Here is a 24,176-nt window from a genome sequence, read left to right as displayed (position 1 = left end):
CAATAGTGTGGTGACGATGGCGAGAAGGATACACCTGTTCCCATGTCGAACACAGAAGTTAAGCTTCTTAGCGCCGATAGTAGTTGGGGGATCGCTCCCTGCGAGGGTAGGACGTTGCCATGCAAGCTAGAACCGGGAGCACCGGTTCTTTTTTTATACCCGATTTTAAGCGCTTTCACAAGTGCGGCGATTAGTTCAGCTCTCAGCTTCAACCGCCCCCACCAGTCCATTCATCGGCTGCAGGCAGCACGAGCCTCCCGCGCCGAAAACGGACCTCCGCTGCCGTTCCCATGTGCATCTAAATACCGACGGCCGGCCAAGAAGTCGCCCACAGGTCCACCCTTAGGGCCGCCCACCGCGCGGCCGGCAGTGCTGCCAACTTAAGACCAACCAAATAACCGCACAGCGTTTAGCACGAATCATAACTACCGTTAGGATTGGTTAGTAGCAGTTTACACGCCCAGGCTTGAGCGTCGTCACCCGTGCAATTAGGGGTGCGGTTGGGGTCATTTTTTCAAAACAGTAACTCTTCATTATAGTCGGATACCCAGCGATGTAAACGGATTAGGTATATTTTGAATGGTTAACATTGGAACCGGATAAAAAAAGTCGGATTTCGGGAACTTTGATTGTTATTCCCCCCGTTAAGTGCTATGTTATTAGCATATTTTAGAAGTGGAGTGATTGTAATGGCTAAAATTACGGTTGGGGATCGCGTCAAATGCCAGAAGAATGGTAACACGAGCTATGATTTTTACGCTAAAGTGGAAAAAATTTACGAAAACTCCGCGTTCGTCACGATTACGCACTACGATGTGCGCGATGATATTAACGTGGCCGAGTTACAATATCGCGCCGTGATTGCGTTGAAAAAAATGAAGGTGGCGCAACCATCAGCGAGCGACAAGGAAAAAATGCAAGCGGTTAGTCCGGCAATGTTAGCGGATTAGCACGCCAATCAAAATGGGTCCCACCGGTGGCGATGGCTGTCGGTGGGGCTCTTTTTGCCCACTGGTCAAATTAATGGTGAAAGTAACCGGATACATTGAAAAGTCAGTGATGGATTGCTGTACATCAAGTATCAGAATGGTACAATGATCAGTGACAGTTAATAACTGTTCTAAAGTAAGGGGGAGGAATTTTGATGAATACTGCAAATCAAACCGCGACCTTAACGGGTCGGCGTCGGTTTTGGTTTATTTTCACGTTACTAACGGGGACGTGGACGATGTCGATCAGTCAGTCGTCATTATCAACGGTTTACCCAACCTTCATGCGCGACTTCAGCATTTCAGCGTCCACGGTGCAATGGTTAACGACCGGGTTTATGCTGACCATGGTCGTGATGATGCCAATTAGTCCGTGGTTATTGAACAACATTGGTTTTAAAAAGCTGTTCTTAGCGGTGCTCGTGCTATTTGACGCCGGATCAATTATTATTTATTTTGCACCTAATTTTGCCATTATGATGATCGGGCGTTTAATTAAAGCGGCGGCCGTCGGGGTATTATTCCCGTCCTACCAATCAATCCTATTAACCATCACTCCGGAAGAGAAGCGGGGGAGTACGATGGGGATTGCCGGTTTAGTCATGGGGACGGCGTTAGCGTCCGGCCCAATTATTTCGGGGGTCGTTTTAAAGTTTACCGACTGGCACGGTTTATTCGCCGTTTTCATTACGGTTGCCACCGTACTGATTTTACTGAGTTTTGCGACGATCAAGGACGTGCTAATTAGTAAGCCGTCGAAGTTGGATTTGCTCTCGATTGTGACGTTACTCGGCTTTGCTGGCATTTTGTACGTCGTTAACCAAATTGGTAAGGCCAACGTCAACTGGCCGCTAAACATTGGGTTACTGGTTGTCTCAATTGTAGCGGTGGCGTACTTTACGTACCGGCAGTTCCACATCCAAACGCCACTACTTGAGTTACGAGTATTAAAGACGTTTAATTACGATTTGGCGATCTTCTTAACGGCGATTTCATACGTCGCGTTGATTGTTGTGACCATCATCTTCCCACTTTACTACCAGGGCGTCTTGAAGGTTTCCCCGTTTATTTCCGGGATGGCGCTAGTGCCCGGGGCGGTGTTCCTAGCCATTTTGAACCCGTTGACCGGCCGGTTGGCTGAAAAAATCGGTTATAAGCAGATTATGTTGTTAGGGATGACGATGATCGTCCTTGGCTGGCTGATTTTAGCGCTAGTTAGCGCGCAGTTGAACCTTTGGACGATGATTCTCCTAGCGGCCTTAATCGAAGGCGGAAACGCCTTTGTAATGATGCCAGCGGTTACGCTGGGGGCGAACTCACTACCCAATGAATTAATTTCACACGGAACCGCGGTCATTACAACCGTCCGCCAAATTCTTGGGTCGGCCGGCGTTGCCGTGGCCACCTTAGTACTGTCGAACGTGACGGCTAGTCAATTGCGTGCTGGCACGCCCCGGTTGGCGGCTAGTCTAACCGGTTATCACACCGTTTTCTGGATGATGTTCGGGATTGAAGTGGTTGGACTGATTTTAGCGCTGCTATTACGGGATGAACGCAGTCAAGCCACGAAGTAACGATTAAAGAAGAATAAGTGAAAAACGCGTCGTACCGGAGAGTTAGCTTGCCGGTACGGCGCGTTTGCGTTAGTTGGTTTTAGCCTGAATTTTACTAAGTTGGCGGTATTGGCTGAGCATCCAGGACTCGTAAGTCTGATTGGCCGGGAGCGTTTCGGTCACTTTTAGCACCGGTACGTTGTAACGCTTAGCTAGTTGAACCATGTTGGTGATCAGGTTGCTATCAGACTGCGTGTTTTCGACGAAAAACGCGATCCGGTGGTGGCGAATGTCGCTTTGCATTTGCTGAATATCTTTGGGCGACGGGTCGGCTCCTTCCTCGATCGATTGGGCGAAGTGCGGATTGCTGATCTGGTAACCAAGGGCCTTTAAGGAATAGTCGAAAACGGGCTCGCTAACCGCAACCCGCTGACCCTGCGCGTGCTTCTTTAAGTCCGCCAGCTCGGCCGTGATGGGTTGCAAACGTTGGCGGTAGGCGCGCGCCTGTTGCTTAAAGTACGCCGCGTGCTTGGGTTGGAGCTTGGCGAGATCGGCCGCAATCCGGTCCGCGAGTTTGGGCATCGTTGTCGGGTCATACCAAACGTGCTCGTTAGCGCCGTCTTGAAGGTGGTTAATGGTGGTACCCACTTGGATAACCCGGGCGTTGCTGGCCTTATTGACGGTCAACTTTTGCATCCAATCGTCGTAGCCCAGGCCGTTATAAATAATTAGTTGCGCGCTACTAGCCTGTTTTGCCGTTTTAACGGTCGCTTCAAAGTCGTGGGGGTCAACGCTGGGACTGTCGATCACCGAGGTGACCTGTCCATATTTGCCGGCGACCGCGCTGGCCGTTTGACCGTAGAAATCGAGGCTCGCCATAATTTTAATTTTGCCATTAGTGGTAGTGGTTGCCGGCTGACTTTGACAACCTGCGAGTAGCCCACTTACTCCGAGCAACACGCCTAACCATACCCATATTCGTCGCCTCATTGTTACCGCTCCATCCTATTCTAGTTGACACATTACTGTTGACTTTAGCGAAAAACGGCGGGAGCGTCAAGTAATTAAGATAATCTTTATTTCGGGCGGCAAACGCGCGCTGACGGTGGTGACGTGCTAAAATAGGTCTACCTATGAAAGGAAGGATGGCGCGCCGATGATTTTTACCATTATCATTTTATTACTTTTAATTTCAGCAATTGTTCGCGGGATTCGCCGGGGATTTGTGATTGAAGTACTCCATTTAATCGGGACAATCGCCGTGTTGATTTTTGCTCGCTTGCTATACCAGCCCCTTGGGACCACGCTCACGTCACTCTTATCAAGCCTACACCTAATCAACGTTAGCACTGCCAGCACCCTGGTTATTAACCTCGTGGCGTTCTTTATTTTAACGTCGCTTGGCTGGGCGGTCATTCGCTTCCTTGGTCAAATTTCGCGGGGAATCACCTGGTTACCGGTTATTAAACAGGTCAACAGCTTAGCCGGGGGTGCGGTGGCGTTTGTGATTTCCTACTTGGTGATTTTCGTGGTGTTGTCACTGGCTAATTTTGTCAACACACCGTTTATTCAGACCCAAATTAATGAATCGGCGCTGGCAACTTACATCGTGAAAGAAACGCCTGGTTTAACCAGTCAATACTTGGGCAAACTCATTAAATTTGAAGACGGGACGCAGGTCTCGTAAAAAAATCATCAACCGCCGACGTGCTTGGAGCGCCGGCGGTTTTTCTATGGTGCGATGATATGCAGTGTTCCAGCCAACCGGTTACACCCGCTGCTGGCGGCATATTAACACGAATTGGTAGTGACCTCACTAGTTGATTGTGGTTCAGTCATTTTTCCAAACATTTCGCCGTTGAACTTGGCTTATTTGTCGGATTACTATCACATGAGCGGGGCTTCATGCTATGATTATAGGTAAAAAATAAGCAGAAGAGGGATATTGATGGGCATGATTCGAATCAACAATTTACGGTTTCATACGTTCAACGGGGTGTTACCAGAGGAGCGCCGCAACGGCCAACAGCTGGCCCTCGACATCGCCATTGACTATCCGATTGAAACCCGGGTGCGGCACGACGACGTCCATGAAACGATTAATTACGCGGAAGTCCGGCAGGTGGCCGATGATTTTATTAGCAGCCATTCGTACAAATTGATTGAATCGTTAGCCAATCACTTATTAGAAACGTTGTTGGCGGCCTTTCCTACGGTAAACGGGATCACGCTAAAAATTCGTAAGTACAGCGTCCCGATGCCGGGGATTTTTGACGACGTTGAGATTGAAGTTGAGGGGGCGCCGCATGCCGACTGAGCAGGAACGGGTCTATTTGAGCGTGGGTGCCAACTTACACCCGCGGGTCGCAACGATTCGGCAAGCCATCGCGCAATTAGCGGCCGTACCGGAAGTGACGGTGCGCGCCACGTCGAACTGGTACGAGACCGAGCCGTGGGGCAAACGTGACCAGCCCAATTTTTATAACGTATCAGTTGCGCTGACTACCACCCTGACGCCGGCGGACTTGTTAACCGTGCTTCATCAAATTGAACGGACTTTTCATCGCCAACGGAAAGTTCATTGGGGACCGCGAACCCTCGATATGGATATTATCTTCTGGGGTGCCCGGACTATTCAGACCCCCACGTTAACGGTGCCACACCCGCAGGCGGCGCACCGGAATTTTGTGTTGCGGCCAACCCTTGAAATTGCGGCGGCGGACCCGCAAGTCGGACCCCAAGTTCGGCGAATGATGGCCGCTAATCAGGATCAAAGTTGGATTAATAAAGTAGGAAATGTGAGTGAGTTAGATGATTGATAAGGAAAATAAAGCAAAGATTGAAGCTGCGGTACGAACGATTTTAACGGCAGTGGGGGAAAATCCCGACCGCCCCGGTTTAGTGGAAACACCAGAGCGGGTTGCGCGGATGTACGCGGAGGTCTTTGCGACTAAAACCGCGGCGCCGTTTGACAACTATAAGTTGTTTAAAGTCGACCACCCAACGGAAATGGTGCTATTAAAGGACATTCCGTTTTATTCGATGTGTGAACACCACCTCTTACCGTTCTTCGGGACCGTGCAAGTCGCGTACGTCCCACAACATCAGCAGGTGATTGGCTTGAGTAAAATTCCCCGGTTGATTGACTACTGTGCAAAGCAGCCCAACGTGCAGGAGCGCTTGACGGTCAACATTGCTGATGAGCTCCAACGGATCTTAGATCCAGCGGGCGTGGCCGTTTCAATCTCGGCGCGGCACATGTGCATGGAAATGCGGGGGGTTAGCAAGCCCGGTGTTCATACGGAAAGTAGCTACTATACCGGTCAATTTAAAGCGGACCGGGACTTGAAACAGGAATTTTTACAACGAATCGCAAACTAGGCGGTGACAGTTAGTGGAATCAACAACAGCAATGCAAACTTACCGCGACTTGCGCGCCCATTTAAATCAGGCGATGCTGGCCGCAAATGATCAGCGGGTCCCGCTCTTACGCCGGATCATGGCCCGCTTGGATCACCCAGACCACCAGTTTCACGTCATCCACATTGCCGGAACCAATGGTAAGGGTTCAACCGGCGCGATGCTCGCCAGCGTTTTACGGGCACAAGGGTACGAGGTGGGCCGGTTCAGTAGCCCGGCCATCAGTGATGACCGTGAACAGCTCCAATTGAATGGTCACTGGATTAGTCCGGAAGCCTTCGTCGCGACGTACCACGAAATCGTGCCCACGTTAACTAAAATGGGCTTGCGTTCCAGCGACGTTTCAATTTTTGAATGGTTTTTCTTAATTGGGATGGTCTGGTTCCGCAACCAGGGCGTACAATGGAGTATAGTGGAGGCCGGTTTAGGGGGCCGCGATGACGCGACCAACGCCCTAGCAAGCCCCCAACTGACTATTTTTACGAAGATTGCGCTGGATCACACCCAAATTTTGGGGCGGACGATTACGGCGATTGCCGAAAATAAGGCAGAAATTATCAAACCGCAGACGACGGTCGTTACGTTAAATGACCAGGATCCCGCCGCACTGGCAGTCATTGCGCGCGTTGCACGTGGGCGGGGCGTCCCGCTCTTGACCGCGAGCGGGTTAGTCCAAACGGTGCGCTCGCAAGACGTCCTTCGCACCGTGGTTGATAGTCACAGTCAACTGTTTGATTGGACCGCGCTGGAAGTGAGCCTAAGTGGGAATTATCAGCGACAAAACCTTAGCCTCGTACTGACCGCGATTGCCGCGCTACAACGGCAACACGTGCCGCTATCGACGATTGCGGTTCGCGAGGGTTTAAAACACGTGACGTTGCCAGGCCGGTTAACGGTCTTGCAGACGCACCCGTTGATGATTGCGGATGGCGCCCATAATCCGGACGGCATGCGGGCGCTCGTGACTAGCCTGCAACAGTTACTGCCTAACCGCGACCTGATTTACGTGCTGGGAACGTTACGCGATAAGGATTATCGAACGATGTTAGCGACGTTACTGCCCACGGCCAAGTTGGTCATTACCAATACGCCGGACAATCCGCAACGAGCGCTCAGTGCCAGTGACTTGGCACAGGCAGCGCTGGCAGTTCAGCCGGCGGGAGCTCCCGAAATTCTCGTCCAACCGGACATTACGGCGGCCGTTAGTTTAGCCCAACAGCGGGCGACCGCGAAGACGGCCATCGTTATTACGGGCTCATTTTACGTTGTGCGGGAACTGCAACGGCATGGTTGGCAGGAGGCTCTAAAATGAACTGGTTAATCGCATCGAATAATCACGGGAAGAGCGGTGACCTACGCGCCTGTTTAGCGTATTACGGGCTCACCGCCGAGTGCTATGACCGCTATTTTTCACGGTTGACTTTTCCAGCCGAAACGACCAGCAGCTACGTCACGAACGCGGTGACTAAGGCTCGCTTTGCTGCGCAACGGTTAGGGCAGCCGGTTATTGCGGATGATAGCGGAATTGAAATTCCCGCTTTGCCGGGGCAACTCGGCGTGACCACCGCGCGTGATCTGGGGGTTGCGGTTAGTGGCTTTCAACGCAATCAAGAAATCTTAACCGCCTTAACGACGTGTCCGAACAGTCACCGTCAAGCCACCATGTGGGCGACTTTAGCGGCGGCTTGGCCGGACGGACACGCCGTTTGGGCACAGGGTAGTTTAAGCGCTTACATTTCTAGTAGTCAGTTAGGGACGCATTCCGGGGGCTTCGACCGTATTTTTTGGCTACCCGCCTACGGTCGAACGTTAGCCGAACTCCCAGCCGTCTGGCGCATTCCCCTGACCCACCGGGGGCAAGCAGCCCGGCGCCTAGTACGTCAGCTTCAAGCCTTGAAAGGATCGGTGAGTTAACCATGTTAGTCGAAGATATTACCAATTCATTAGCTAAAGCAACGGATTTTGCCAGTATCGCGCTCAACGCGCAGGTACAGCGGCAACAACAAATCGTGCTCCGGTTTAGTCAGTATACCCGTGAGCAACAAGTTGATTTAACGCAACTTTGCCATCAATTAGACGGTGTTGTGCAGGCTAGTCCCGAACAGTTGACCGTTTTATTAAATCAACCAGCGGGCTACTTATTAACGAAGCGCTGGGCGGATTATTTTCACGATCAAGCGCCCGTTCAAATTCAATTGACCCAAATTATGAAGCAATACGATGTTTATTGGCAAGCCGGTGATCACCGGTTTAACTTAACGAAGCGGCCCCTCATTTACGGTATTATGAACATCACGCCGGATTCATTTTTTGATGGTGGTCAGTATAAGACGAAGGATGACGTGCTAAAGCACGTTGGGACGATGCTGCAGGCCGGTGCCGACGTCATTGAGGTTAACGGCCAGACGACTCGACCAGGCTTTAAAGAAGTCACCCCGGAAGAGGAATTAAACCGGACGTTACCGTACATTAAGGCGATTCAACAAGCCTTTCCTAAAGCTGTGATTGCGGTTGATACTTACAAGTACCCAGTGATGCAACAAGTGTTGGAAGCGGGCGTTAGCATCATTAACGACGTCAACGGCTTTACCGATGATCCGCGTAAATTGAAGTTAATGGCTGACAGCCGAGCGGGACTGCTCACGATGCACAGTAGCCGTGAACACGAGTACATGGATCTAACGACCAGTATGCGCGACTTCTTTGAACAGAACTTGGCCGAACTAACCCGCGCCGGCATTGATATTGAACGGATTGCGTTAGACCAAGGCATTGGGTATTCCCAAGTGGCGCACGGCGAACAAGACTACGCCATGATGCGCAACATCGACGATTTCAACTACCTGCGGCGGCCGATGATGGTGGCGATTTCGCGGAAGGGGTACCTGGGCTTACTGCTTGGTTTGAAGAAGGAAGACCGCTTGCCAATGACTCTAGTGACCGAAACCGCCATGATGCTTAAGGGCGGCCGGATTTTACGGGTCCACGACGTTGGTGAAACGAAGCAGATGGTGACCTTATTAGAACGCATTCAAAAGGGTTACTGGCTCGTCAACGACCATGCTTAGTTCAACTGATTTTAGCGATTTTACGAGTAACGGCGTTCAGGATTATCACAATTACTTTGGCACGCCAACCCACGACGACCACGTTTTATTTGAGTTATTGATCGTGGGTATTTTGCAAGTCGGTCTTGGGTGGCAACCAGCCGCGAGCCAGTTACCAAAGTTACGTCAACACATGGACGGGCTCCGAGTCGAAGTGGTTGCCGGTTACGTGGAGCCCGACGTTGAGCGGTTGATGCAAACGCCGGGTGTGATGCACAATTCCCGCAAGTTACGGGCAATCGTAACGGATGCGCAGGCGATGATTGGGATTCAACGGGAGTACGGCAGTTTTAGTCGCTACTTATGGCAATTCGTGGACGCCACGCCGCTAATTATGCCGGCGCCGGACGACGAACTGCCAACCCGTTCGCCACTGGGGGCCCGCGTTGCGCGGGATTTACACCGGCACGGGTTCACGTTTGTTGGTCCGGTGGTTACCCACATGTTTTTGCTAGCAGCCGGGTTGATTCGCGTGAATTAGTGTGGAAAGCTGCGGTTGTAATTATGGCTTAGAATAAGGCTCGAATTTGAAATTAATCAGTGATTTTCTGAGTGAGCTTAAATCGATGCCCGCAGTGTTTACGCCAACCGATTACACCCGCTGCTGGCGGCAAGATCAATACCAATTGGTACAGAACAAAAAAAACTGCTAACACGCCGGATGATACCGGTCAGTGTTAGCAGTTTTGTGGTTTAAATTGGTTTTAGCTAAGCTTAGATTGAGTCATCGGTCGTTTCGTATTCAACCTTGCCCAATTCAATTTGAATGGTAATGTGAGTTAAGTTATAGTTGGTGCTCAACTGTTCGTTGAGTTTCTCGAGGAACTCGTTATTGCGATCGAGTGTGTTACGACACAGGTGGACAGTCATGGCCGTTTCAGTCGTACTCATCCCCCAGATGTGCAGATCATGGACTTGGTTGACGGTCGGGCGCGACATTAAGTAGTCGTAAATCGCTTGCCGGTCAACGTTGTTAGGAACGGCTTCCAGCGAATAATCCATGGCGTCGCGGAGCAGCCCCCACGTGCCGATTAAGATGATCACGGCAATTAATAGCGAGACGACCGGGTCAATCCAGAACCACCCGGTTTTTAAAATCACAAACCCAGCGAGCACGACGCCGACGGAAACGCCGGCATCGGCCGCCATGTGGAGAAAAGCTCCTTTGATGTTGATGTCGTGTTGCTGGCCCTTCATGAAGAGGAGGGCGGTTGCACCGTTAATAACGATCCCGATGGCCGCTACGATAATGACGTCCCATTCGGCAACCGGACCGGGATTGGCAAGCCGTTGAACGGCTTCAATTGAAATGGCGCCAATCGCGACCAGTAAAAAGACCGCGTTGAACAACGCTGCTAAGATTGACGAGCTTTTGTAGCCGTACGTGTACTTAGCGTTAGCACTTTTCTGGCCGAGCCAAATCGCGAGCCACGAAATTAGTAAGCCTAACACGTCGCTTAGATTATGCCCGGCATCCGCGACGAGCGCTAATGAGCCGCTCGCAAAGCCATAACTGGCTTCTAAAACAATAAAAATAGTATTGAGTGCGACGCCAATTTTAAAGGCGCCGGTTTCTTGCTTAACTTGATGACGATGAGCCATATTTTCACCTGCTTCTTGGTTGCGTCTTAACCTTGAATGGTTATAATTTAAATATGAATAGCTAAACATATGAATACTTGTTCATGTGTATTGTAACACGTCAATTAGTTGAAAACAATCTGAAAATGAGGTTAAAAATGAACTCAGAGATCAATCATGAAAATGTTATCAAAAATTTGGATAATTTAATCCCCCAAAGTGAGGAACTAGCCCGAATTACGGCGATTTTTAAGGCCTTAGGGGACCCAACCCGCGCTCGAATTATTTACGCGTTAGCCGTTAGTAAATTAAGCGTTGGCGAACTTGCGACGGGGCTCCAATTGACCCAATCAAACGTTTCGCACCAGCTGACGGTGTTAAAGCAATTAAATCTAGTTGTGGGGACCCGGACCGGGCGGAACGTGCACTATCAATTAGCGGATAAACATATTATTAGTATTTTTGAACAGGTAGCCGCCCATGCGGAAGAAGCTGCGGATTGAAATTCGGGGATCGGTGAACCTCAAAAAGGACGGACTAGCACTCTTAGGAGTGGCTGGCCGTCCTTTTTGGGTCTATGACATTTGATGCTGATCTGCGAAGAAGGATGCCAATTGAGTTTTCAAGCAGTTTGCTGTGACTACCGAAATAAGCAAGGGAGATTACGCTAAATAAAATTGAGTAACCGTTCTGAATTATTTTCATTATTTGAGACTTACTGAAATAACTCCTGGAACTCAGTATAAAAACCCGTTGCTGGCGGCAATCGCAACACCAATTGGTACGGAGCATCTTTTTTATCGAATGATGCCAACTGGATTACCTAGTTTGCTAAACTAGATGTATTGATATTCACACGATATGATGCTATGCTATTACTAACGAATAAATGAGGTGATTAAGCATGGCACAAACGTCGCGGCAGTATCAAATTACAAACGAGGTCCTAAATTCAGTGACCCACGGCATTGGCATCATTTTGAGTATCGTTGGCTTCGTCTTTTTAATGTTGAAAGCGTATGCGGACGGCCAAACACTTGAATGGGTCGCCTTCATCATTTACGGTTGCTCGCTATTTACACTGTATACTTGCTCAACGCTTTTTCACAGTTTGTACTTTACCCGAGCGCGGGAAGTCTTTCGGATTTTTGACCACAGTGGCGTTTACCTGCTGATTGCCGGAACGTATACGCCCTATAGTTTAATGGCGATTAAGGGCTGGTTGGGTTGGACCATTTTAATCACCATCTGGGTACTGGCCATCGCCGGTATCACGGTCAACGCAATCTGGCCGGGGCGGTTGCGCAAAATTGAAACGGTGATCTACGTGTTGATGGGCTGGCTCTGCTTAGCCGGTGGCCCCCAACTATGGCACCACCTTGGTCAGACTGGTTTTTGGCTGTTGGTTGGTGGTGGTGTGGCGTTTACACTTGGTGCGTTACTGTATAGCTTTCCCCATATTAAGTATCTACACGTCATTTGGCACCTATTTGTGATGGTCGGCACGACCCTGATGTTCTTCTCAATTTATCTCTACATTTAAAATTCAAATTATTTTGATGACGCGCCCGCAATTTCGCCGGGGGCGTTTTTTCGACTTTTTCCCGTTCTGGTTATCAAAAAAATTATGAGAATCAGATGAGCCAGGCGTATCTTTTGATTGCCTTTTATTTTAAATTTCCGTAAAATGGTAGAACAGCTGAAATTGTGTGAGGTGATAAAAATGGCATACGGATTATTGTTTGGTGGCATTTTCATGGAGGTCGTCGGTAGTTTCTTCTTAAAGCGGACGAATGGGTTTCGGAATATAATCCCGTCCATCATGGTTTTGTTAGGGTATTTTAGTTCGTTAGTTTTAGTAACGCTAGCGATGCAACGGCTCCCACTAGGCGTGACGTATGCCATGTGGGCCGGCTTCGGCACCTTTGCAACCGTCGTGTTAGCAGTGGTGGTTTACCGAGAACGGCTTAACCTTGCACGCATTAGCGGCCTTGCGGCAATCGTGATTGGTGCGATTTTACTAAACGTTTAGACCGGCGGGGTCGGTCCCAACGCAAAGTGTGCAACAATTCAATGTCGCCGAAGTTGGGGCAACCAGCGGGTCCGGACAAGCAACAATGATCGTGGTGGTCGTCGTAAAATTGACTGCGACGGCCCGGGTTGATTGAAAGGAGCGGTTGACATGCGTGCATGGATTCAATTAATTTTAGCAATTGGTGTTGAAATCGGTGGGACTAGTCTATTAAAATTATCAGCGGGGTTCCAGCATCCGGTAATCGGAATGGTTGGGATGTTACTGTACGGACTAGCATTATTTAGCTTTTCACGGGCGCTCAGTCGAATTCCACTAAGTGTGGGTTACGCCATCTGGGCGGGTGCCGGGACGGCCGTCACTGGTCTGATTGGTATTTGGGCGTTCGGCGAATTAATGACCGGTTTGAAGCTAGTTGGGTTTATCGCAATTGTAATGGGAGTCGTATTATTAAACGCACCCGTTAAAGTTTCCGCTAGTCGGCCAGTGCGGCCGGCGCGGTGGCACTTTCGGACGCGAATCAATCGTTAGTGTGGCGAATAGAAAATGGGATTAGTAACACAGTTAATGGAATATGGGCGCGCGCAATCCTGGGTCCGGGCAATCGGGACTGAGGGTTCGCGCAATGATCCGCAGGCGCGTTCCGACGCGTGGCAGGATATTGATATGACGTATTTTACCACCGATGTGACCCAGTTTGACTTTGAAGACTGGTGCCAAACCTTCGGTAAACCGCTGATGTGTCAGCACTTAGTAGGACAAAACCTTTTTAATAGTGAGGGTCACCAGTGGGACGTCCATTTAGTGCAACTCGGCGGGCTCGCCCGGATTGATTTAAAGATCGCGCCAATTTCGGTGATGCGAACGTATTTAGCGGCCGATTCGCTAAATACGATCAATTGGTCCCGGAATTCAGTTGCGTTGACGCGGCAACCGGATAACCATACCCACTGGGTCGGGACGCCGGATCAGGCCCAATTTGACGCGGCACTTAATGAATTCTATTGGTGTGCGGGTAACGTGGTAAAATGTTTAGCCCGCCGCCAAGTCATGGCGGCGAATGAAATTAATAATCGGAATGTCCGCCCAGAACTCTTGCGATTACTTGCCTGGAACGCGGCGATTCCGTTGAAGGGCCGGTTTGATCCCGGTTCGGAATACCGTTACTTAGGGGCGCGGTTACCGCGGGTGATTCAACGCCAAATTATGGCGACCTATCAGCAAGGCGATCTGGTTGCCAGTCGGCAAAGTTTGCAGACCGAGCTGATGGCGATCCAGTGGTGCCAAACGCAACTCGTAGATGCGCTCGACCTAACGCTCCCAGATTTCGTCGTGCCTAGCCGCCGCCAATTACGGCAATGGTTAAAAATTGATATTTAAAGTTTAATAAAATAAATGAGCGTGTGCTAAAAGTCGGTTGGCTTTTGACACACGCTTTAGCTATTAATATGAGATGATACAAAAGCGGCCGCGACAAACGTCACGGCCGCTTTTGTAGGTTTAGTTAAGCCCAAGGGATGAGTAATCACACATTTGGTTAGGTTTCACCATGGTTAAAAGCCGACTTATTCACGTCGGCCACTCCAGCTCTACGCCCCTAAATTGTTGGCCATACGTCCTTGGCCGTGCCGATAACCAGGGCGAGCTTCGCCCACTGCTGGGCTTCGGTCAGCTGGTTGCCTTCCTCGGTTGAAGCAAAGCCACACTGCGTTGAAAGTGCCAAGTTTTCAAGTGGGACCTTCGTTGCGGCCGCTTGAATCCGGGCCTGCAAGTCACTGGCCTTTTCCAATTCAGGAAACTTAGACGTGACTAATCCGAGGACGATTCGTTTGTGGACGTCACCGTTCCAGATTTGATCGAGCACGTCAAAATTACCCGCGCGCTGGTTATCGTATTCCAAGAAGAGGCCGTCGTAGTTGAGCTGGCCTAGGTAGGGCGCGACTACGTCATAACCACCAGAGAAGAGATACGTGGACTTAAAGTTCCCCCGGCAAATGTGCGTTGTTACGGTCAAATCAGCGGGGAGGTCCGCTAAAACGGCATTGATCACCCGAACACTATCCTGCGCTAATTGGGTGTAATGGTCGCGGTCGGCGTGTGGGTCGTTCAGCTTGCTGATGAGAAAAGCCCAGGTCGTATCGTCAAGTTGGAGGTAGCGGCAGCCAAGGTCGTAAAAGTGGACGATGGTGGCATGGTAAGCCTGCGCAACCGCGGTCAAATAAGCGTCCCAGGTGTCGTAAAACTGGTTCCAGTGGTCGCTGCGGTTATCGCGAAAGAGCATCGTGGGTGATGGAATCGTCTGTTTGGCTAGGACGCCGTCGGGAACGAGCGACTGGAGGTAGCTGAACGCTTCAAAGAAGGGGTGGTCGGGATTGTAGGCTACGGGTCCGACTAACTCGGCGTTGTCAGTCCGCGTATGGTCGCCCTTGAACCGGTAACTTTGGTGGTAGTCGTACTTACCGACGCCGGTTAAGCCCCAGAGAAAGTCTAGGTGCCACCAGCTCCGAGAAAATTCACCGTCCGTAACCGCATGGAGGCCCAGTTTAAGTTGTTCGGCAACGATTCGTTTAATTTCGGCGTGTTGAACCGCTAATTCCTGGTCCGCGGTAATGGCGCCAGCGGCCAACTGAGCGTGAGCTTGCTTAAGACTGGCTGGGCGTAAGAGGCTGCCGACGACGTCGTAGCGAAAGGGTGCTTGAAGGGTAGTTGTGTTTGTCATATTAAAAATCTCCTTTTGGGTGTAGAACGAAAAAAAGTCCCGAATGATCATTTGATCATTCAGGACGACGCGGGCCGTGGTACCACCTGAGTTTTAAGTCTAACGACTTACTCAACGTAACTGCAACGCAATTACGAACTTAGGCTAACGGTTAGTTAAACCGGTGTTAGCTTGCACGGATGCTCACTAATACGAACGGAACCCCAGACCATCTTCACTAGTTGCCCCGGTACCGTTCCACCAACCCGGTACTCGCTGTGCGGTTACGCTAGCTACTCATCTTTAATCGTTCTTTAATTATTGATTCCTATCATACTGATGTTGAGAACGCTTGTCAACTTGATTTATGAAAAAATAATGGCAATTGCGTCAATTGCGGATACTCGGACGCGGAAGAAACCGGGCTGAGCGTGGTATAATCCACATGTTATGGATAAGGAGGGCTTGGTTTGGATCGAATCAGTCGGTTTTTAAAACGGGATGACGTTGGATTATACTTAACATTGATCTTTTTAATCGTGGTAGTGTACTTAATGCGGGGCTTTGCGACGATTTTACTTTTGACGACAATTTTTGCCTTTTTAGGCATTAAAGTTAGTCGTTGGCTAAACTTACGGACGCATTTACCGTATTGGATTGCGGTAATTTTAGCGTACGTCGTCGTCATAACGGTCTTTGTGGGGGCGTTGTCGTACGCGGCTCCGACGTTGATTGCGCAGTTGCAGATTATTCCGGACATGGTAGCTAAGGCAATTACGGATCACCCGGTTTTGAATAAAAATATTGACCAGCTAGTAAATCAAGCGATTAGCAGTAGTGAATTAATTAAGAACGGTAAGGCGCTCCTTGTTACGGGGATTAAGGAACTGAGTTCCGTGGGAACGGGATTTACCCACGTGGTGTTAGCGATTTTTCTGAGCTTTGTTTTTGCGGTTTCGCGCGGGCGGATGATGTCGTTTGGGCGCCAGTTCTCAAAGTCACGGTTCCACCGCTTCTTTGAGAACGTCTATTACTTGGTGCATAAATTTATCATGATTTTAGGACGGATTATTGAAACCCAGCTCATTATTTGTACGATCAATACCGCTTTGATGACGATTGGATTCTTGATCATTGGTATGCCCAGTGTGTTAGTGTTAGCAATCATTGTCTTTATTCTGGGCCTCGTTCCGGTGGCCGGCGTATTATTGTCGATGATTCCACTGACCCTGCTTGCGTTTGCGTCGGGGGGCCTGATGCGGGTCGTCTGGATCATCCTACTCGTCATTATCATTCACGCGTTTGAATCGTACTTCTTGCATCCCCGGTTAATGGCTGACCGGACCGATTTACCGGTCTTTGTCACCTTTATCACCCTGATTATTATGGAAAGCTTACTGGGGGCGTGGGGCTTAATCATTGGGATTCCAATTGTTGCGTTCTTCCTCGACGTATTTGACGTCCAAAGTTCAGTTCCCCAACGGCGGACGGGTCCGGCTACTAAGCAATAGCGGTTCCCAAACCGGCACCTTGATCTAAATAAGATAGGCACGTCAAATAGCGGCCGGCACCTAAACGTGGCGGCCGCTATTTGCAGTCTTAATTATGGGTGTGTAGCGTTTCTGAAATTAGATAGCGTTTGGCCAGGCTCATATAGCGTTTGTGATTAAGTTTCCGGGTGCCGGTCGTGCTGGATGGCCTGACTGGTTAAGGTAGCATCGCGGGCTGATTGGATAAAGAGTGGAACCGTTTCTTCCAACACGTCACTGAATTCGAGCCCGTACCAAACGGCGGGGGATGGGGTGATATTTTGCAGGAGCACCCGACCACCGATTAACAAGCGGTCTAGCTGACTAGCCAGCGGGTTGCTAGCTAGATCCATAATTTGCTGATTTTGGACGACAAACTTAAAATCGCCGACGCGCCGGGGCTGGGTGGTCCCGTAACGGGAGTATTGCGGGTCGATTCGGCCATCCGCAATCAGTTCGGTCACAATTTGCCGGAGGTACAGGTTAATGTGCTGTGACTTACGAAAGCCGAGGTTCAGCCGCACTTCCACGATGTTGCGGGTTCCGAGCATGTCGACGTGGTAGTTACAATCGTAGGGGCGGTTGGTTTCGTTAATCGTGATAAACCAGTAGACCTTGGCGCGCTTGGGACGCTTATCTAAAATCGAGTAAAGAATGGCCCGCTTAAGTCGGTGGGCCTGATCAACGCGGGCAAGGTACACTAAGTTGGTTGCAAATAGTGGCAGTCGGTCGTCGTGGCTCAGCGCAATCAGTTGCTGGCGGTAGTCCAGCAAGCTGATTTGCTCGTGGGTGCGGTTGTAGGCGAGGCGGCGCCGTTTACCGAAATACCAAACCACCATGACGAGAAAAATTAGCAACGTTAACGCGAGCGTTAAGTACCCGCCGTGAATGAATTTTGACAGGCTCGCCAGTAGGAAGACCGTTTCTAAACTACCGAAGCCGAGTAGTAACGCAAGCGCTGAACGCCGGTAACCACGCATGGCGACCCACTGGTGCAGTAGTAGGGTGGTCATCAGCATCGTGATGGTGATGGCGAGCCCGTAAGCGGCTTCCATGTGCGCCGACGTTTGAAAAAGCCAGACGATCAGGAGGGTGCCGGCGCAAAGTAGCCAGTTGACCGCGCCAATGTAGATCTGACTGCGCACGTTGCTCGGATGCTTGATGACCATCCGGGGTAGAAACTTCAACCCAATGGCTTCGTCAACGAGCGTGTAGGAGCCGGTAATCAGCGCCTGGGATGCAATGATGGCCGCAAGGGTCGCTAAAATAATCATGCTTATTTGAAGCTGGTTGGGGAGCATCGCGTAGAAGGGGTTCAAGTTGGTTAAATTCGCCCAACCGTTGAGCCGGTAATGGCTCAGTACCCAGGCCCCCTGACCAAGGTAGTTGAGGGCCAACGTCGCGTAGACGAACGGCCAAGTCGCGTGGATGTTGGCTTTGCCGACGTGCCCCATGTCGGAGTAAAGCGCTTCGGCCCCGGTCGTTGCGAGAAAGACGCTGCCGAGAATAAAGATGCCGGCGTGGTTGCTGGGACTGAACAGTACTCGTAAGGCAGGTAGCGGGGAGAGCGCCCGCAAAATTTCCGGCGCCTGGCCAATGTTTAACAGTCCGGCGAGGCCAATGGCGGTAAACCAGAGGAGCATAATTGGGCCGAATGACCGGCCAATGGCGGCGGTCCCAAAGCCTTGAATCATAAAAAGAACTAGTAGAATGCCGGTCACGGTGAGTGGGATTAGCCACGGATGACTGTCTAATAGCGTGAAGTTGGGGAGGCTGCGCAGGCCTTCAATCGCTGACGTGACCGTTACGGCTGGCGTCAGGGTCCCATCGGCGAGTAGCGCCGCGCCCCCCAGGAGGGCCACGATGATTAGCCACTTCGCCCGCTGCCGCACAAGGGCGTATAACGCAAAAATACCGCCCTCGTGATGGTTATCCGCGCGCAGGGCGATTAGGACGTATTTAATCGTTGTAATAAGCATGAGTGTCCATAAAATTAGTGAGATACAGCCGATGACGTAGGTGGGTGTGGCCGCTTTTAAGGCGCCCGCATCATTTAAAATGGCGTTCATGACGTAGAGTGGTGACGTTCCGATGTCACCGTAAACGACGCCTAACGTAATGAGCATTCCCAGCCAAGATCGTTGCCGTAGCCGTTGTTGCCGCATTGGTGCTCGCCCCCGTTAACTCAAAGTGTAATCCATACTATACAAGCTTCAATTTAATTGAGCGGTTTCAAGGGCCTAAACGGGGGACTTTGTTCGGCGGCCTTACGGGTTATTTAGTTTGCTTAGTAACGTTTCAAAGCATTTTGAGAAAAAATATGCCAGCGCCGACTGTCAACGTAGTACTTGCTGGCAATTCGGGCTGGCGTTTGAACGTTTCTTTAACCGCGTAAGCGGATTGGTTGGGAGGCTAATTTTGAGCATTGGCATTTAGCTTAGAGTGGCGAATGGAATAGCTGAAGTAAACGACCATGCCAATCGCGAGCCAAATAACGAACCGCAACCACGTAACGGGTCGCAGGTTAACGAGCAGGAAGACGCAACAGATGATCGACATGATTGGAACGAACGGAACCCACGGCGTCCGAAACGGCCGTTTTAAATCGGGTTGCGTTTTGCGCAGCCGAATAATCGAGAAGGACACGAGGGTGAAGGCGGTTAAGGTCCCAATGTTGACCAGTTCTGCTAGGTCGGCAAGCGGGATGAAGCCGCCCATGACGGCCGCAATCCCGCCGAATAGAAGCGTTGATTTGACCGGTGCGCCGGAACGCGGACTGATTCGACTGAAAATTGGTGGAAGTAGGCCGTCGCGGGACATTGAAAACGAAATCCGGGTTTGTCCGTATAAGCATACGAGCATTACGGTGGTCATCCCGAGTACGGCACCTAAATCAACAATACCGGCCATCCAGTTTTGGCCCGAATACCGAAGAACCGCGGAAACCGGGTGATCAATGTACTGGGCAAAGGTTCGGAACGGGACGACGCCGGTCATAATGGCCGATACCGCGACGTACAAAGTCGTACAAATTCCAAGCGATAGTAACATTGAACGGGGGAGCGTTTTAGACGGTTCGAGGGTTTCTTCAACGCTGGATGAAATTGCATCAAACCCAATAAATGCAAAGAAGACGCTCGATGCGGCCCCAAAAACGCCCTTCATCCCATAGGGGAGTAGTGGCGACCAGTTGGCTGGCCGGACAAAGCGAACGGCGGTTAAAATGAAGAGAATCACGACGGCTAACTTAATGACGACCATGACGTTATTGACCCGCTTCGTCTCCTTGACGCCTAGTGATAACAGCATGGTAATCAAGGCAATGATGGCAAAAGCTGGCAGGTTAAAGTAGCTGCTGACGCCGGCAACCGAACCCGGTGCCGCTGAGAGGGCTGCGGGTAATTTTAAGCCAAAACCAGCCAGAAAAGATTGAAAGTAGCCCGACCAGCCGGCGGAAACGGTTGAAACGGCAAATAAGTATTCCAACATTAAGTCCCAGCCAATGATAAAGGCTACGATTTCACCCAGCGTCGTGTAGGAATACGTATAGGCCGAGCCGCTTTCGGGCACCATCGCAGCGAATTCGGCGTAACATAGTGAAGCGAATAGGCAGGCAATGGCGGCAATGACGAAGGAAATCATTAGGCCAGGTCCGGCGGTTAGGGCGCCGGTCCCGGTCAAAACGAAGATCCCAGTTCCGATAATGGCGCCGATTCCGAGCATCGTCAGGTCGAAGGTTTTCATTTCCTTTTTGAGCGGGCTGTGGTAGCTCGTCAACATGACGTGAATATCCTTTTTACGTAACAAATGGTTATGCGAAAGATCCATAAGCAACGCCCCTTTCATTTGATTAGTTCCAATTGTAGGGCTTACGGTGAAAACGGCGATGGTCAACTTAGCCAAAAATCGGTTAATTTTTAGTGGCTTTCGCTAAAATAAGCGTAAAACCGCTTACTTAAGCGGGCGGTTATTGAATCAGCCAATTAGTTTGACCGACTTTGACGACGAGCGCCGCACCGCTGCCGGCTTAGGGCCAAGCGCCAGCTTGCGGTTGGTGGTGGACTTTTAGTTTGGTTATTAACCACGTAAACGCTGCAAAAAAACGGCGTTGAAACCGCAGTCTCAACGTCGCTTAACGGTGTTGGCGGTAATAGCGATACGCAATTGCCAACACAACTAAAATTAAAATGATCCCGACGGCCGCCTTGGGGCCTGCCAGGTGTTCGGTCATGTGAAACATTCGAATTGGGCCCAGGCCGTGAATTCCTAACATGGCTAACATTTAAACGCCCCCTTAGCGAAATTATTGCGTGTTTGGTCGTAAATTGCAATGATTACCGTCGCAAAACGTTATTATTAGAATGCATTATGCGGTAGAATGAAAATAACATTAAATTAGGTGGGTGCCTCCATTGCAATATATTTTGCCAATTTTTAACGTCATTGTTGTCATTAATGCGGTGGCAGCGGTGATCACGGTCTTCCGGGACCGCCGTGATATTGCGGCGACTTGGGCGTGGTTGCTCGTGTTGATCATGATTCCCGTTGCGGGTTTTATTGCTTACGCGTTTATTGGGCGGAAGTTGCCGAAGAACCGACTGTTCCGCTTGAAAAAAGAGACTCAGATTCGGCTGGAACAAATGATTCAACGCCAGCGCGAGGAACTAGGAAACGATTTGATGCCGGCGGATGCGGTCACGAGTTCGGTTCGCGGGATGGTTAGTTTGTTTTTAAATTCAGACGGGGCGTTGTTAAGCCGGAAAAACCGGGTCAAAATTTTTACCGACGGCCACGAAAAGTTTCACGCCATGTTTCAGGATATTGAAGCGGCGAAGCACCACGTGCACATTGAGTACTACACGTTTTATAATGATCAAATTGGAAATGAGTTGTTACACCTGTTAGAACGCAAGGCGGCCCAAGGGGTCGACGTGCGGGTCATCTATGATCCGTGGGGCTCAATGGGAACGTTCCGCAGCTTCTTTAAGCACTTGGAAGAACTTGGTGGCCATGCGCGGCCGTTCTTAGGTGCGCGCAGTGCGGTCATGGATTTTCGACTGAACTTTCGTGATCACCGCAAAATCGTGGTGACGGATGGCCGGGTTGGCTACGTTGGTGGTTTTAACGTTGGTGACCAGTACCTAGGTCGGAAGGAAAAATTTGGTTATTGGCGCGACACCCATTTACGGATCGTGGGTTCCGGGGTATTCGAATTACAAGAACGCTTCATTCGTGACTGGAACGCAACCGCAACCGAATTACGGGTTGAGCCGAACGCGGAAATGTTCCCGGTCATTAAGGTCAAGGGGGACACGTCGTTACAAATTGTTTCGAGCGGACCCGATAGTGATGAACAGCAAATTAAGTTGGGCTACATCAAAATGATCATGACGGCGCAGCACCGTCTCTGGATTCAATCGCCATACCTTATTCCGGATGATTCGGTGCTGGATGCGATTCGCATTGCGGCCATGTCGGGCGTTGATGTTCGGATTATGGTGCCGGATAAACCCGACCACGTTTTCGTGTACCGGGCGACCCAGTACTATGCCCGGGAGCTAGCGGAGTCGGGCGTTAAAATCTATTACTACAATAACGGGTTCTTGCACGCGAAAACGATGGTGATTGATGGTCAGGTCGCATCGGTTGGCTCGGCGAACCTCGATTTTCGAAGCTTTAAGTTAAACTTCGAAGTGAACGCCTTTTTATACGATACGGCGCTTGCTAAGGAACTTGAGCGCGTTTTTCTTCGTGATCAGGACTTAAGTAGTTTAGTTACCGTTCAAGACTTTGAAAATCAGCCGTGGTGGTTGAAGTTTAAACAAACCTTCTCCCGGCTGTTGTCGCCAATTTTGTGAGCCTACGAATTTGAAAAAGCAGTTCAACGATTTAATAAGTAAGTATCAAAGTAAGTTTAAATTAAAATCCCCAGTAACGTTGTAAGCGTTGCTGGGGATTTTTGCGGCTCTATGATAGATGGTGTTGATCTGCTAGAAGAGATGCCAGTTGAGCTTTCCAAAAATTCATTATGCTTGCCAGAATAAGTGGGCAAGGTTGCGCTTAATTTAATAAATGTTGCGCAGAACCAGCCTTGCCACTTGAGGATTACTAAAGCCCGCCGCGAAACTCCGTATTAAGGCAAGACTAGCCAGTAGCGGGTGTAACCATGGCTCAACTGCGAAATTATTCTTAGCCGGAAGTGGGCTGCTTCCGGCTTAGAATAAGGCTCGAATTTGAGATTGCTCAGTGGTTTTCTGAGTGAGCTCAAATCGATGCCCGCAGTGTTCCAGCCAACCGGTTACACCCGCTGCTGGCGGCATATCAACCCTAATTGGTATAGAACCATTTTTGATTAATCAAGGTAAAGTTCCTTTAAACGGTTGATGTCGGCAATTGAAAGACCAATGACTTTACGCAGGTAGCCCAAGCCACCGTCGTATAAGTTATCGAAAACCTGAAAGACCATCTTTAAATTTTCAGCTTCGACCGCCATGGCGACGTTGAATTGACTAGCTAAGTCACCAGCATTGGCCTTGGTAATAATCGTCGCGGTGTCCAGGCTATCGGCCGCCATAAAAATGGCGTTCGTTAAGAGGTAGTCTTGCATGATAGTTTCGCGGGGAACGTCTAAAGCGGTCATAATCAGCATGGCCGCAATTCCAGTGCGGTCCTTACCCGCAGCACAATGGAAGACCACCGACTGGTCGGGTTGATCGTTAGCCAGTAAAACGGCAAACAGACGCTGCCAGACCTTGACGGCGTGCGAATCAGTAACCATTTGAACGTAAGTTTGTGAGCTAAACGAATCGTCTAGGAGCACGCGTTTTAATAACCGTTTCAGGCGCCGGTCGAGCTGGCGATTATCCGTGAACGGATAAACGGAAGCGTTAATGTAGCGGGTCGTTTTAGGGTAGCGGTCGGGGGTCATTTCAACCTCGTTAGCTTGGCGCAAGTCAAAATCGTAACGCAGACCGTAGCGTTGGAGGTAGGCTAAATCTTGCTTAGTGAGTAGCGACATGCCCCCGCAGCGGAGTAACTTTTGCCATTTAATGGTTTTACCCGCCGCCGTTTGGTAGCCGCCCAGTTCGCGAAAATTGATGCCGTGTTGTAAACGTAAAACCCGATTGTGTTCCATCATGATTACCTCGATTACTGAATTAAGTCTAGTATAACCGCTTTCATCGCGATTGTCAGGCGAATTCGCGGCGTGATAACGGTGTGCTAACAAACGCGACGGGCAAGGTGTACCACCGGGTTAAGCGGGGGC

24 protein-coding genes and 1 rRNA gene are annotated in these 24,176 nt (G+C 50.2%); 18 read left to right on the top strand and 7 right to left on the bottom strand.

Translation table 11 applies throughout. From position 1 onward, the window contains the following. The first annotated feature begins 6 nt into the window (after nucleotides 1-6). The 3 genes from rrf (at nucleotide 7) to FFM79_RS11490 (ending at nucleotide 2,563) form a co-directional block, all read left to right on the top strand. Nucleotides 7-123, top strand: a 5S ribosomal RNA gene (gene rrf / locus FFM79_RS11500). A 566-nt stretch (nucleotides 124-689) separates the two neighbouring features. Next, entirely contained in the window at nucleotides 690-950 is a 261-nt protein-coding gene (locus FFM79_RS11495) for a DUF2187 domain-containing protein (RefSeq protein ID WP_137643624.1), read from the top strand. A gap of 194 nt (nucleotides 951-1,144) precedes the next feature. Beyond that, the gene (locus FFM79_RS11490) at nucleotides 1,145-2,563 is read left to right on the top strand and encodes an MDR family MFS transporter (RefSeq protein ID WP_137643623.1); all 1,419 of its coding nucleotides are present in this window, start codon (nucleotides 1,145-1,147) and stop codon (nucleotides 2,561-2,563) included. 69 nt (nucleotides 2,564-2,632) lie between these two features. Here the strand turns inward: FFM79_RS11490 and FFM79_RS11485 are convergent, their stop codons facing one another. Continuing rightward, nucleotides 2,633-3,532 (bottom strand): metal ABC transporter solute-binding protein, Zn/Mn family, encoded by a 900-nt coding sequence (locus FFM79_RS11485; RefSeq protein WP_137643622.1) that lies wholly within the window; start codon nucleotides 3,530-3,532, stop codon nucleotides 2,633-2,635. Between the two features lie 166 nt (nucleotides 3,533-3,698). On the opposite strand from FFM79_RS11485, the gene FFM79_RS11480 reads away from it, so the two are divergent. From FFM79_RS11480 to FFM79_RS11445, 8 genes are all read left to right on the top strand, one after another. Then, nucleotides 3,699-4,229: a CvpA family protein gene (locus tag FFM79_RS11480; RefSeq protein WP_137643621.1), complete on the top strand. Its 531-nt coding sequence runs from the start codon at nucleotides 3,699-3,701 to the stop codon at nucleotides 4,227-4,229. A gap of 261 nt (nucleotides 4,230-4,490) precedes the next feature. Further along, complete coding sequence (folB, locus tag FFM79_RS11475; RefSeq protein ID WP_137643620.1) at nucleotides 4,491-4,859, top strand: dihydroneopterin aldolase; 369 nt, start codon at nucleotides 4,491-4,493, stop codon at nucleotides 4,857-4,859. Continuing rightward, nucleotides 4,849-5,361 carry a 2-amino-4-hydroxy-6-hydroxymethyldihydropteridine diphosphokinase gene (gene folK / locus FFM79_RS11470; protein WP_137643619.1) on the top strand — a complete coding sequence of 171 codons (513 nt, stop codon included), beginning with the start codon at nucleotides 4,849-4,851 and terminating at the stop codon, nucleotides 5,359-5,361. Before folB ends, folK begins: the two co-directional genes overlap by 11 nt. Then, nucleotides 5,354-5,923 carry a GTP cyclohydrolase I FolE gene (gene folE, locus FFM79_RS11465; protein ID WP_137643618.1) on the top strand — a complete coding sequence of 190 codons (570 nt, stop codon included), beginning with the start codon at nucleotides 5,354-5,356 and terminating at the stop codon, nucleotides 5,921-5,923. Before folK ends, folE begins: the two co-directional genes overlap by 8 nt. Before the next feature lie 13 nt (nucleotides 5,924-5,936). Continuing rightward, on the top strand, nucleotides 5,937-7,274 hold the full coding sequence (locus FFM79_RS11460) for a bifunctional folylpolyglutamate synthase/dihydrofolate synthase (RefSeq protein ID WP_137643617.1): 1,338 nt from the start codon (nucleotides 5,937-5,939) through the stop codon (nucleotides 7,272-7,274). After that, nucleotides 7,271-7,876, top strand: coding sequence for a non-canonical purine NTP pyrophosphatase (locus FFM79_RS11455; RefSeq protein WP_137643616.1), 606 nt, complete (start codon nucleotides 7,271-7,273; stop codon nucleotides 7,874-7,876). The genes FFM79_RS11460 and FFM79_RS11455 overlap by 4 nt, the downstream gene beginning before the upstream one ends. A 2-nt stretch (nucleotides 7,877-7,878) precedes the next feature. Next, the gene (folP, locus tag FFM79_RS11450) at nucleotides 7,879-9,030 is read left to right on the top strand and encodes a dihydropteroate synthase (RefSeq protein WP_137643615.1); all 1,152 of its coding nucleotides are present in this window, start codon (nucleotides 7,879-7,881) and stop codon (nucleotides 9,028-9,030) included. After that, the gene (locus tag FFM79_RS11445) at nucleotides 9,023-9,550 is read left to right on the top strand and encodes a DNA-3-methyladenine glycosylase I (RefSeq protein WP_137643614.1); all 528 of its coding nucleotides are present in this window, start codon (nucleotides 9,023-9,025) and stop codon (nucleotides 9,548-9,550) included. The genes folP and FFM79_RS11445 overlap by 8 nt, the downstream gene beginning before the upstream one ends. Nucleotides 9,551-9,783: 233 nt before the next feature. Here FFM79_RS11445 and FFM79_RS11440 read toward each other — a convergent pair whose 3' ends face one another. Next, nucleotides 9,784-10,671, bottom strand: a complete 888-nt coding sequence (locus FFM79_RS11440) for a cation diffusion facilitator family transporter (protein ID WP_137643613.1) — start codon at nucleotides 10,669-10,671, stop codon at nucleotides 9,784-9,786. Nucleotides 10,672-10,808: 137 nt separating this feature from the next. On the opposite strand from FFM79_RS11440, the gene FFM79_RS11435 reads away from it, so the two are divergent. The 5 genes from FFM79_RS11435 (at nucleotide 10,809) to FFM79_RS11415 (ending at nucleotide 14,062) form a co-directional block, all read left to right on the top strand. Next, the gene (locus FFM79_RS11435; protein ID WP_137643612.1) at nucleotides 10,809-11,153 is read left to right on the top strand and encodes an ArsR/SmtB family transcription factor; all 345 of its coding nucleotides are present in this window, start codon (nucleotides 10,809-10,811) and stop codon (nucleotides 11,151-11,153) included. 401 nt (nucleotides 11,154-11,554) lie between these two features. Continuing rightward, nucleotides 11,555-12,193 (top strand): PAQR family membrane homeostasis protein TrhA, encoded by a 639-nt coding sequence (gene trhA, locus FFM79_RS11430; protein WP_137643611.1) that lies wholly within the window; start codon nucleotides 11,555-11,557, stop codon nucleotides 12,191-12,193. A 180-nt stretch (nucleotides 12,194-12,373) separates the two neighbouring features. Beyond that, nucleotides 12,374-12,682: a DMT family transporter gene (locus FFM79_RS11425; RefSeq protein ID WP_137643610.1), complete on the top strand. Its 309-nt coding sequence runs from the start codon at nucleotides 12,374-12,376 to the stop codon at nucleotides 12,680-12,682. Nucleotides 12,683-12,832: 150 nt separating this feature from the next. Next, nucleotides 12,833-13,213 (top strand): DMT family transporter, encoded by a 381-nt coding sequence (locus FFM79_RS11420; protein WP_137643609.1) that lies wholly within the window; start codon nucleotides 12,833-12,835, stop codon nucleotides 13,211-13,213. 15 nt (nucleotides 13,214-13,228) lie between these two features. Next, entirely contained in the window at nucleotides 13,229-14,062 is an 834-nt protein-coding gene (locus tag FFM79_RS11415; protein WP_137643608.1) for an aminoglycoside 6-adenylyltransferase, read from the top strand. 217 nt (nucleotides 14,063-14,279) lie between these two features. On the opposite strand, the gene FFM79_RS11410 is transcribed toward FFM79_RS11415, so the two are convergent. Further along, entirely contained in the window at nucleotides 14,280-15,401 is a 1,122-nt protein-coding gene (locus tag FFM79_RS11410; RefSeq protein ID WP_137643607.1) for a vitamin B12 independent methionine synthase, read from the bottom strand. Between the two features lie 449 nt (nucleotides 15,402-15,850). Here FFM79_RS11410 and FFM79_RS11405 point away from each other — a divergent pair, with 449 nt between their 5' ends. Beyond that, a complete protein-coding gene (locus FFM79_RS11405; protein ID WP_137643606.1) occupies nucleotides 15,851-16,891 on the top strand; it encodes an AI-2E family transporter in 1,041 nt (346 codons plus the stop codon). 155 nt (nucleotides 16,892-17,046) lie between these two features. On the opposite strand, the gene FFM79_RS11400 is transcribed toward FFM79_RS11405, so the two are convergent. The 3 genes from FFM79_RS11400 to FFM79_RS12665 all read right to left on the bottom strand — a co-directional run bounded on the left by FFM79_RS11400 (nucleotide 17,047) and on the right by FFM79_RS12665 (nucleotide 21,191). Beyond that, nucleotides 17,047-19,074, bottom strand: a complete 2,028-nt coding sequence (locus tag FFM79_RS11400; protein ID WP_137643605.1) for a KUP/HAK/KT family potassium transporter — start codon at nucleotides 19,072-19,074, stop codon at nucleotides 17,047-17,049. Between the two features lie 247 nt (nucleotides 19,075-19,321). Then, complete coding sequence (bcaP, locus tag FFM79_RS11395) at nucleotides 19,322-20,737, bottom strand: branched-chain amino acid transporter BcaP (RefSeq protein ID WP_137643604.1); 1,416 nt, start codon at nucleotides 20,735-20,737, stop codon at nucleotides 19,322-19,324. A 304-nt stretch (nucleotides 20,738-21,041) separates the two neighbouring features. Next, on the bottom strand, nucleotides 21,042-21,191 hold the full coding sequence (locus tag FFM79_RS12665; protein ID WP_170177455.1) for a hypothetical protein: 150 nt from the start codon (nucleotides 21,189-21,191) through the stop codon (nucleotides 21,042-21,044). Nucleotides 21,192-21,321: 130 nt separating this feature from the next. Between FFM79_RS12665 and cls the strand changes: the two genes are divergently transcribed. Continuing rightward, nucleotides 21,322-22,767, top strand: a complete 1,446-nt coding sequence (cls, locus tag FFM79_RS11390) for a cardiolipin synthase (RefSeq protein ID WP_170177454.1) — start codon at nucleotides 21,322-21,324, stop codon at nucleotides 22,765-22,767. A gap of 494 nt (nucleotides 22,768-23,261) precedes the next feature. Here cls and FFM79_RS11380 read toward each other — a convergent pair whose 3' ends face one another. After that, nucleotides 23,262-24,044: a tyrosine-protein phosphatase gene (locus FFM79_RS11380; RefSeq protein ID WP_137643627.1), complete on the bottom strand. Its 783-nt coding sequence runs from the start codon at nucleotides 24,042-24,044 to the stop codon at nucleotides 23,262-23,264. Between the last annotated feature and the right edge of the window lie 132 nt (nucleotides 24,045-24,176).

It is taken from the genome of Lactiplantibacillus modestisalitolerans (genome assembly GCF_005405425.1).
Classification (GTDB): Bacteria; Bacillota; Bacilli; order Lactobacillales; family Lactobacillaceae; genus Lactiplantibacillus; species Lactiplantibacillus modestisalitolerans.
The sequence above is the reverse complement of the archived record's forward strand: the minus strand, read 5'-3'. Positions and strand labels throughout refer to the sequence as shown.

Coding starts and splice junctions, on each gene's coding strand:
- FFM79_RS11485 (WP_137643622.1), bottom strand. CDS start 3,532: ATGAGGCGACGAATATGGGTATGGTTAGGCGTGTTGCTCGGAGTAAGT.
- folP (WP_137643615.1), top strand. CDS start 7,879: ATGTTAGTCGAAGATATTACCAATTCATTAGCTAAAGCAACGGATTTT.
- FFM79_RS12665 (WP_170177455.1), bottom strand. CDS start 21,191: ATGTTAGCCATGTTAGGAATTCACGGCCTGGGCCCAATTCGAATGTTT.
- FFM79_RS11495 (WP_137643624.1), top strand. CDS start 690: ATGGCTAAAATTACGGTTGGGGATCGCGTCAAATGCCAGAAGAATGGT.
- bcaP (WP_137643604.1), bottom strand. CDS start 20,737: ATGGATCTTTCGCATAACCATTTGTTACGTAAAAAGGATATTCACGTC.
- FFM79_RS11420 (WP_137643609.1), top strand. CDS start 12,833: ATGCGTGCATGGATTCAATTAATTTTAGCAATTGGTGTTGAAATCGGT.
- folB (WP_137643620.1), top strand. CDS start 4,491: ATGGGCATGATTCGAATCAACAATTTACGGTTTCATACGTTCAACGGG.
- FFM79_RS11480 (WP_137643621.1), top strand. CDS start 3,699: ATGATTTTTACCATTATCATTTTATTACTTTTAATTTCAGCAATTGTT.
- FFM79_RS11425 (WP_137643610.1), top strand. CDS start 12,374: ATGGCATACGGATTATTGTTTGGTGGCATTTTCATGGAGGTCGTCGGT.
- trhA (WP_137643611.1), top strand. CDS start 11,555: ATGGCACAAACGTCGCGGCAGTATCAAATTACAAACGAGGTCCTAAAT.
- FFM79_RS11400 (WP_137643605.1), bottom strand. CDS start 19,074: ATGCGGCAACAACGGCTACGGCAACGATCTTGGCTGGGAATGCTCATT.
- FFM79_RS11410 (WP_137643607.1), bottom strand. CDS start 15,401: ATGACAAACACAACTACCCTTCAAGCACCCTTTCGCTACGACGTCGTC.
- FFM79_RS11435 (WP_137643612.1), top strand. CDS start 10,809: ATGAACTCAGAGATCAATCATGAAAATGTTATCAAAAATTTGGATAAT.
- FFM79_RS11490 (WP_137643623.1), top strand. CDS start 1,145: ATGAATACTGCAAATCAAACCGCGACCTTAACGGGTCGGCGTCGGTTT.
- FFM79_RS11445 (WP_137643614.1), top strand. CDS start 9,023: ATGCTTAGTTCAACTGATTTTAGCGATTTTACGAGTAACGGCGTTCAG.
- FFM79_RS11380 (WP_137643627.1), bottom strand. CDS start 24,044: ATGGAACACAATCGGGTTTTACGTTTACAACACGGCATCAATTTTCGC.
- folK (WP_137643619.1), top strand. CDS start 4,849: ATGCCGACTGAGCAGGAACGGGTCTATTTGAGCGTGGGTGCCAACTTA.
- FFM79_RS11455 (WP_137643616.1), top strand. CDS start 7,271: ATGAACTGGTTAATCGCATCGAATAATCACGGGAAGAGCGGTGACCTA.
- FFM79_RS11415 (WP_137643608.1), top strand. CDS start 13,229: ATGGGATTAGTAACACAGTTAATGGAATATGGGCGCGCGCAATCCTGG.
- folE (WP_137643618.1), top strand. CDS start 5,354: ATGATTGATAAGGAAAATAAAGCAAAGATTGAAGCTGCGGTACGAACG.
- FFM79_RS11440 (WP_137643613.1), bottom strand. CDS start 10,671: ATGGCTCATCGTCATCAAGTTAAGCAAGAAACCGGCGCCTTTAAAATT.